The 7,636-nt window shown below is 40.6% G+C and carries 10 protein-coding genes; 9 read left to right on the top strand and 1 reads right to left on the bottom strand.

The genetic code is table 11. The features are described from left to right. Positions 1–2 precede the first annotated feature (2 nt). Positions 3–893 carry a 3-hydroxyisobutyrate dehydrogenase gene (mmsB, locus tag AAEZ18_RS02735; RefSeq protein WP_041454415.1) on the top strand — a complete coding sequence of 297 codons (891 nt, stop codon included), beginning with the start codon at positions 3–5 and terminating at the stop codon, positions 891–893. Between the two features lie 9 nt (positions 894–902). Then, the gene (locus AAEZ18_RS02740) at positions 903–1,673 is read left to right on the top strand and encodes an SDR family oxidoreductase (protein ID WP_086996146.1); all 771 of its coding nucleotides are present in this window, start codon (positions 903–905) and stop codon (positions 1,671–1,673) included. Between the two features lie 74 nt (positions 1,674–1,747). On the opposite strand, the gene AAEZ18_RS02745 is transcribed toward AAEZ18_RS02740, so the two are convergent. Continuing rightward, positions 1,748–2,710: an integron integrase gene (locus AAEZ18_RS02745; RefSeq protein WP_197182044.1), complete on the bottom strand. Its 963-nt coding sequence runs from the start codon at positions 2,708–2,710 to the stop codon at positions 1,748–1,750. A gap of 247 nt (positions 2,711–2,957) precedes the next feature. Here AAEZ18_RS02745 and AAEZ18_RS02750 point away from each other — a divergent pair, with 247 nt between their 5' ends. The 7 genes from AAEZ18_RS02750 to AAEZ18_RS02780 all read left to right on the top strand — a co-directional run bounded on the left by AAEZ18_RS02750 (position 2,958) and on the right by AAEZ18_RS02780 (position 7,557). After that, positions 2,958–3,227 carry a glycine zipper 2TM domain-containing protein gene (locus tag AAEZ18_RS02750; RefSeq protein ID WP_350593777.1) on the top strand — a complete coding sequence of 90 codons (270 nt, stop codon included), beginning with the start codon at positions 2,958–2,960 and terminating at the stop codon, positions 3,225–3,227. A 112-nt stretch (positions 3,228–3,339) separates the two neighbouring features. Then, entirely contained in the window at positions 3,340–3,576 is a 237-nt protein-coding gene (locus AAEZ18_RS02755; protein WP_350593779.1) for a hypothetical protein, read from the top strand. Between the two features lie 38 nt (positions 3,577–3,614). Further along, positions 3,615–4,382, top strand: a complete 768-nt coding sequence (locus tag AAEZ18_RS02760; RefSeq protein ID WP_350593781.1) for a hypothetical protein — start codon at positions 3,615–3,617, stop codon at positions 4,380–4,382. A 111-nt stretch (positions 4,383–4,493) separates the two neighbouring features. Next, the gene (locus AAEZ18_RS02765) at positions 4,494–4,913 is read left to right on the top strand and encodes a hypothetical protein (protein WP_179806617.1); all 420 of its coding nucleotides are present in this window, start codon (positions 4,494–4,496) and stop codon (positions 4,911–4,913) included. 236 nt (positions 4,914–5,149) lie between these two features. Next, the gene (locus tag AAEZ18_RS02770; protein WP_298722412.1) at positions 5,150–5,620 is read left to right on the top strand and encodes a hypothetical protein; all 471 of its coding nucleotides are present in this window, start codon (positions 5,150–5,152) and stop codon (positions 5,618–5,620) included. A 243-nt stretch (positions 5,621–5,863) separates the two neighbouring features. Next, entirely contained in the window at positions 5,864–6,727 is an 864-nt protein-coding gene (locus tag AAEZ18_RS02775; RefSeq protein WP_350593785.1) for a DUF6236 family protein, read from the top strand. Positions 6,728–6,810: 83 nt separating this feature from the next. Continuing rightward, the gene (locus AAEZ18_RS02780; RefSeq protein ID WP_248534802.1) at positions 6,811–7,557 is read left to right on the top strand and encodes a CPBP family glutamic-type intramembrane protease; all 747 of its coding nucleotides are present in this window, start codon (positions 6,811–6,813) and stop codon (positions 7,555–7,557) included. Positions 7,558–7,636: the final 79 nt, after the last annotated feature.

Consider the following 7,636-nt stretch of genomic DNA (forward strand, 5'->3'; position numbering starts at 1 on the left):
CTATGAGCAAACTCAATATAGGATTTATTGGTTTAGGCAATATGGGTGGGCCAATGGCGGCAAACCTTATTAAAGCAGGGCACACGGTAAGTGTGTTCGACTTAAACCAAAATACAGTTAACGAGCTAAAAAGCAAAGGTGCAAACGCAGCCGCAGATGCAACGCAATGTGCCAACAACGTAGACATACTTATTAGCATGTTACCTGCTGGCAAGCATGTTAAAGCGCTTTATTTGGGCGAAAATGGGCTAATTAACAGCTTAAGTAAAACCACTTTAGTTATTGATTGCTCAACCATAGATGCCGAATCGGCGCGCGTGGTTGGTAAAGAGTTAGCACAGCAAGGTATTAGCTTTGTAGATGCACCGGTATCGGGTGGCGTTGCAGGCGCAACCGCCGGCACACTTACCTTTATAGTAGGCGGCGATAAAGCCGCGTTCGACAAAGCCAATGCTGTGCTGGTTGATATGGGCAAAAATATTTTTCATGCAGGCGACATTGGCGCAGGGCAAGTTGCAAAAATATGTAATAACATGCTGTTGAGCATTTTAATGGCAGGCACCAGCGAAGCACTACAAATGGGTATAAATAATGGCCTAGATCCTAAAGTGCTTAGCGACATAATGACCGCAAGCTCAGGGCGTAACTGGACGTTAGAATTATATAACCCGTGTCCGGGTGTAATGGAGTCGGCTCCTGCAAGTAACGAATACAAACCAGGCTTTATGGTCGATCTAATGGCGAAAGATCTAGGCTTGGCAATGGAAGCAGCAAAACAAAGTAAATCAGCCACGCCAATGGGTTCAATGGCCAACGACTTATACGCTACATTGCAGCACCAAGGTGCGGGTACTGAAGATTTTAGTGCCATATTTAAATTATTTTCGAAGTAGGGGTAACGCGTGGAAATTAAAAATAACACGGTAGTAATAACCGGTGGCGCACAAGGCTTAGGTTTTGCTATGGCGCAAAAGTTTGCAAAAATGGGCGCAAACATTGCCCTAATCGATATGGCGCAAGATGCACTTAACACAGCAACCGAGCAATTAAGTCAACTTGACGGCGTAACTACGCGTATTCAAGGCTACGCTGCCAACGTTACCAACGAGAGCGAAATGGAAGCGGTATTTAACACCATTAATAGCGACTTTGGCCATATTGGTGTATTGATCAACAACGCCGGTATTTTACGCGATGGCATGTTTATTAAAGCAAAAGACGGCAAAGTAGTTAAAAAAATGTCGCTTGAGCAATTTCAATCAGTAATAGACGTAAACCTTACTGGCGTGTTTTTGGCAGGCCGAGAAGCTGCCAGCCATATGATTGAGTCGGGCAAAGGTGGCGTTATTGTAAATATGTCGAGCGTAGCGCGCGCCGGAAACATAGGGCAAACAAACTACGCAGCCTCTAAAGCAGGCGTTGTAGCGCTTACTACTACATGGGCTAAAGAGCTTGGCCGTTTTGGTATTCGCGTAGGCGCAATTGCACCAGGTGTTATAAGCACCGCAATGACCGACGTAATGAAACCAGAAGCTAAAGAGCGCATGCTTAGCGTAACTCCAGTAGGGCGTTTAGGTGAAACTGCAGAAATAGCCCATACCGCACAATATATTATCGAAAACGACTTTTTTACCGGTCGCGTAGTAGAAATAGACGGCGGCATTCGTTTGTAACATACTCAGATTTAAGATTAATTAAAAAAGCATAACTCTTGTGGGTTGTGCTTTTTTGTTTTAAATAGAGACGTTTATAATCTTGAAAAAGGGCTAATAACACCATTAGCGCCTTGCTGTAAAACATGGGTATATATTTGTGTAGTACGAACGTCACTGTGCCCGAGTTGTGTTTGTACTGTGCGTATATCAGCGCCGCTTTGCAGTAAGTGCGTAGCGAATGAGTGGCGCAAAGTATGTGGCGTAACGTGTTTATTAATGTGTGCATTAAAAGCCGCTTTTTTTACAGCGCGCTGTAATTGCTTTTCATCAATATGATGGCGCCTTAGCTGTTTACTCTCAGGATCAATACTGAGTTTATAAGATGGAAATAAATATTGCCAACCCAGCTGTTTGTTATGATTTGGATATTTTTTACGTAATAAATGCGGCATATACACGCCACAAAACAGCGGGTTATTTAGGTCTAATTGTAAATAATTATCGACTAATTGAATTTGTGTTCGTATTTGTGGTATCAGTTCTCCTGCAAGCGTTACAACACGATTTTTGCCCCCTTTACCATCCCAAATTCGAACACAGTTATAATCAAAGTCAATATCTTGTATCCGCAAACGTAGTACCTCCATTAACCGCATACCGCTACCATAAAGTAGTGCACACGCTAAATAATGCTTTGTAATACAGTGTTTAAATAACGCTGAAACTTCTGTTTGTGTAAGCACAACGGGTAATTTCCTAGGGCGTTCACTTTTTACAAAATCTAATGATAATGAGAGAGGACTTTTAATTATTTCTTTATATAGAAAACTTAGCGCATTCAATGCCTGGGCTTGTGTGCCTTGCGCTACATTTTGCGAGTTTACTAAATGATTTAAATATAATTCCACTTGAGTATCCCCCATAGAGCTTGGGTGTTGCATATTATTAAAGCGGATATAGGCAGCTATCCAAAACAAATAAGCTTCAATAGTGCTCTTTGCATAACGCTTGCTATACATATGATCTTTAATCATGGTTAGAAAGAGAGATTTCATAAATGACATTCAATTATTTAAGTCTGATACTGTATATATAGACAGTTGCTTGTATTTTGTCCAATAACATTATTAAAAGTCGTTTTGGGGTATTTTAACAACGGTGATTTTATAACATACGTAATTACTTGTTTACATTGTAGTTATTTAGTGGAACTATTGAGCCATGTAATATACGCCGTTTTGGGGTGTTATAAACCCCCAAAGTGGTGTTCAATAAGCTGTTAGGTATACAAGGAGAAATGTCGTGAGCTCTGAAAGTAAAATGCTTGGACAAATTGAGAATAAGTCTCAGCTACAGAAAGAGGTTTCCGTATCTACCGCGCTACTAGTTATAGGTGGCTCCGCAGTTGGTGCGTATGTTGGGCTTCAAATCGGCGGCCCCATAGGTGCGGCTGTTGGAACCTTGGTCGGTGCATTTGTAGGGGCTTTGGCCGCAGGGTTCGTCAAGAATTTCAGAGTCAAAGTACACAAGGATGGTTGGGTTGAAGTCAAATACGAAACTAGGTTCGCCTAGGAGAGCTTGCGTCAGACCTAACAAGTTGCAGCAGTTTGCGCCTGCGGCGCCGGACGCTCGTTCCTCGCGCCGCTGTGCAAAGCGTTATATTTCTATCAGAATGGAGAATTAAATGGGAATCGTATTGGAATTTATACCAAGTATACTTGTGGCATTAGCTTTTGATTTTTTTCTTTACCTAACAGGTACTGTGGTCTTAAAAATAGCTTCATTCGGTTTGTATAAATCTAAAGTTTATAGCTATTCAGAATTTAAAGATTCAAAATCAAATAGTAGTTTTCTTATTCAATATTTAGTGGGTATTTTATTTTATGCGCTAATTATTTTTTTAATTGCTTGGCTTAATTAACCGAAATATAACAAGCTGTTCAACAGGACAAATTACAGTTGGCTTTTGCTCCTGCGTCGCTTATTTTAGCCAACAATAATTTGCCCATTAACAGGGCGTTAGTTTCACAAGGAAAGTTTGTGCGAATATTTAAAATTCTTGTACCTGTTTTTATATTGCTTCTTTTTGCGTCTTTTACCTTCTTTAAAAAGGATGCGATAGCATGCGAAATGATCGGGCAGACGCATTTTTCTCAGATTTCAACAAATCTCTATGTTGATGACAGCCTTGACGAAGCACAACAATCGAACTTGATAGAAGCAATAAATGATGCAATCGAAAGAGTTTCAAATGTGTATGGTAACCCTATATCTTCACCAAGAATTATTGCTACAACTGGGGATCAGTACTCCAGTTTTGGCTTTAATCCAACGGGCATGCAAGCATCAGGGTTCTTTAGAGAATGCATATTTCTAGGCCCTAAGGGGCTCAACACAGACGTGATAGCGCATGAATTTGTTCATGCAGAGGTAAGGTACAGAACTGACCTTCTTGTAGAGCTTACGCAATTACCAGCCTGGTTTATTGAAGGAACAGGTATTAAAGTTGACTATCGCAGACCTTTTTTACTTGAAAATATAGAGATAACAGAGGAAGAACTAGCAAAAGTTAAATCTATTTTTTTTCTAAGCGACTTTCCAAATACAAGTGTGAAATACTACCAAGCATCAAGAATAGCTGTTGAACCAATGCATACTAAAAGTTTGTACTCAGGATTGGAAAGGTTAAACAATGGAGAGAAGTTTGAAGTGGTGTTTGGGCTGTGAAACTAACAAGGCGCTACTACGGAAAATTTATTCGCTAAGGCTCCTATATTTCCGCAGAGCGTGGCGTTAGGTGTATATTAGCTCGATGAAAATTAGGTGTATATTAGCTCGATGAAAATATTGCTATCCCTTTTGGCTCTAGTTGCATTATCTGTTGAAGCGGATGAGTGTTCGATGAATACGCCCGAGCAAACATTAGAGTGCTACGGTGAATATACTAGAGCCAAAGATGTAGACTCGCTAAAAACAATCTACTGGGAGCTTAAATCGTTTCACTTTTCAGACAAGGTTCTAGAAGAATCTGCATATAAAGTCATTGAAAGAAAAGTCTATGAAAAAGACCTAGAACTAGGCGGCGCATTGTCTGAAGTTCCACTTTGGGCAAAGAAGGGGAACGTGGAGCTTATATCAGAGCAATCTACGAATGGTGCTAAAAATACATACAGCCATATATTCAGAAAGATAAACGACAAATGGTATATGGTTGGACATAGTGCCCACGGTGTTGATGACTTCGATGAAGATTGGTAAACACCTAACAAAGCCAGCCAGTGTCGCCAGCAAGCTGGCTGGACTCGTTTCACTCGCCCCTGCTGGCAGGCGTTATGAGCCAGTAATCTGCCAGCGGCAATTGATTACCGATGGAGGAAAGTTATTGCCATTTAAGGATGACTATTGCAGCTAGTGATTGCGTAAATCATACTAATTTAAGTATGGAATAGATTTTGCATTACTCTAGTTGTGTACAAAATAAAATGGAGAGCATTATGAAGATTGATACAGTAACCAGCCATCAATACAGCAGTCAACGCACCGGTCCGAAAAATTCAATAGAGAGCAGTAATGATTCAGCATCATTTGCTAGCATTCTAAATACTAAAGTCGCGCAGTCAGCCTCTACCGATTCGAGTAAATCAAAAGACTCTAATCAAGCCGACTTTACAAGTATGACTCGGCAAGAAATGTTTGATTGGATGAATGATCAAATCCAGACTGGAAAAATGTCGCTCGATGAAAGTTCCCCGTTTCTTGGAATGACAATGAAAATCTCAGTGGCGACCGGTCAGCCGGTAGATATGGCCACTGACACCACACGCGCCAATTATGTTGAGAAGGCTCGTTCAGGCATTGAATGGGCGAATAACCATGATCCAGATCTAGCGAAGCGATTGCAGAATGCGATAGATATTATGTATAGAAATCAAGGAAGAGAATTCGGAATTAATGCGCGCGCGTGAGATGCATAAAAACAAAAAGTTTAACATCGGCTCGTCTGTTGGAGGGCAGGGCAAGGCACTTGGTTTGGGATCTCAATATTTGAGATCTTGGATGGGCTCCTAGTTGAACGTTCGGTGATGAATTCTTTGGTCTTACTTGAAGCTCATAACAAGGCCAATCACAAACGCCAGCAAGCTGGCTGGACTCGCTGACGCTCGCCTGTGTTGGCGGCGTTATAGGGCTTTCAGCCAAGGAGAATAAAGATGACTCGAGGAGTTATAGCCGCCCCCGCCATTATCAGTATCCATGGTGATGGTTTTACTATGGAGAGAGGGTTATCTCCTCAGGAGATTCGTTATTACGCACTTTATTGGGATAAAGTAGTAATACCAGGTAGCAATCTAGTTTATGTTGGTTTACCAGAAGAAGAAATCCTGATTCAAAGCGGAGTGATTGAGAGGCCGCGTGTTGGGTTTCAAGGATCTTTTGGTGGGGCTGACATCGGAAATTCTTTCGCAGTAGCTCAATCAGCAGTAGCCAAAAAGCTTATGGAAGAAGAGAAGTCAACAGATTGGGTTCTTCACCAAATTGGCAATAAATTATCCATTCCAAAAGAATACATCGAACCAAAAAACTCTCTTCGTTTTGAATTAGTAAATCTGCTTCCTGTTCCAGATGGTGCAACTCCAATAGCTGATATTTTAGAATTTAAAGAGCGTAGGAAGACAGAGTTCAATGCACTCCACGAATGTATTGAACTTGCTTACATCGAAGCGTTGAAGTGTCCAGACCCTGATCTTGGGGCTAGTAGAGCAATTCGAGAACTCAAAGAGAGCATTGAAAACTTAGCGACAGTATCAAGTGAAAAGTGGGAACGCACTTCAAAGTTTGATTTCGCTACAGAGTTCAACCTTGACGGCGGTAAGATTGTCAATGGAATCGCTAGTGGTGCGGCCTTCGATTTTTTCACTAACGCTTTTACTTTGCCAGTTGGTTCAATAATTGGCGGGGTCGCATCTATTTTTAAGTTTAAGGCGGGCTATAGCTCAAGTTTTAAACCTGCGGCTAATAACGCAAAGCTAGCTTTTTTATCTCATGCGAACAATGAGCGAATCATCGAGAAATAGCCCTATAACAAAGCCAGTCAGCAGGACGCTCGCAAGCTCGCGCCTCTGCTGGCGGCGTTATAAATCATCATAAGGAAGTGCTCGTGTTAGAATTTAGTTTATCGTTTCTCTCTCATGCAGGGTTTATTTTTGTTATCGTTTTGACTTTAATTAAAATGAAAAAGGTAACCATAAATTTAAATTGGGGAGCCTTGTCTCTTGTTATATTTTTTGGTTATTTTCTTGCCGTTTTTACAGGTAGTGAGCTAATTCCTGTAAATAGAATCATTCCTGATTTAAGTTTTAACTGGGGTGGTAAAATCACCGCTATTCTTCTATGGATCGTTACTTTATTTTTACTGATACACTTAAATGCTAACTTTAAAGCTGCCGATGCAGGCTTTAGGCTTAAGCAAACAACAGGATCAATTAAGCCAGCTGTTATCGTTACTATATTATTTGTTTTTTTACAGTTAATACTTTCTACCATTCTAGGTGAAGGACCTAATTATGATTTTGAAAAGTTAGTATATCAAGCAACAATTCCAGGGTTTGATGAAGAACCTATGTTTAGAGGAATTATTCTTTATACTTTTTCTCTAGCTGTAATTTCTTCTCGTATTAATATATATGGAGCCCAAATTAATATTGCAGGTTTACTATTAGTTTTATTGTTTGGTTTACTTCATGGGATAATGTACAGCGGCGGAGAATGGCATTTTTCTATTATATCTTTATCGATTACAGGTGTTTATGGCTTTATTTTATTATGGTTAAGAGAGCGTACAGGGAGTTTGGTCTTTCCAATAATTGCTCATAACTTAGTCAACTTTTCAGGTTTGTTTGTTTGATTTATAATCGGGTAGCCGGAGGTCTCTAACCTCCAGCCCCCACACCACCCATCATGCGGGTCCGCAATGGGCGGTTCAT

Source organism: Pseudoalteromonas sp. 19-MNA-CIBAN-0066 (assembly GCF_040308705.1).
In the GTDB taxonomy this organism is placed as follows: domain Bacteria; phylum Pseudomonadota; class Gammaproteobacteria; order Enterobacterales; family Alteromonadaceae; genus Pseudoalteromonas; species Pseudoalteromonas nigrifaciens.